Annotated in this window: 1 protein-coding gene; it reads left to right on the top strand. The window is 46.7% G+C overall.

What is annotated here, in order from left to right; all coding sequences use genetic code 11:
• A partial coding sequence (locus E1189_RS25570; RefSeq protein ID WP_230460445.1) for a hypothetical protein occupies window positions 1–595 on the top strand: 595 nt, incomplete at both ends.

Below are 595 nucleotides of genomic sequence, written 5' to 3'. Positions count from 1 at the left end.
GGTCTCCAGAGTGAACGCTATAAAGGCAAGATATTGGCTGTTCCCCATAACGTGCTGAAAGTTGACGATCAAGGCGGTTCCAAAGCTGCGCCTTTCCGTGTATCGACTTTAAGAGCAAAAAAGGTCAGGGAGTCTAACTTTAATGTAACTCTCAGCCTTGAGCCTCCTTTCAGCACAAAGCGCAAGCCGGTAGCCAGAAATTCTCGTCTAACATCTCAACCTGAGGAGATACTGGAGTTTGGGCCATCCCATAAGTTGAGGAAATTCACAGATCAACTTAATCAGGTAACTCTGAGAGTCTCTGTTTCACAGGGGGCTTTACTCACACAAGATGATGCGGTCACAGATGACCATGGATATAGTTATTCTTTTTCTATTCCCCGAAGTCGCTTTGACTCTGGCTACACCCCAAAAGGCGAAGAGAAACTCGGAGGTTCTTCATCCATAGCGTCCCCTACAATCCAGTTTAAGGACACTGTAATTGGGTTTTCAATACATGTTGTGGGAGGCAGGATTGCTGCCAAACTGGAGACCTTACACACATACAGTGCTCTCAAAGCCACCTTTGAAGATGCCACCTCGACGACAGTGGCAA

This window comes from Parendozoicomonas verongulae, from assembly GCF_009711465.1.
GTDB classification, from domain to species: domain Bacteria; phylum Pseudomonadota; class Gammaproteobacteria; order Pseudomonadales; family Endozoicomonadaceae; genus Sansalvadorimonas; species Sansalvadorimonas verongulae.
This window is presented reverse-complemented; position numbering and strand designations above follow the sequence as displayed.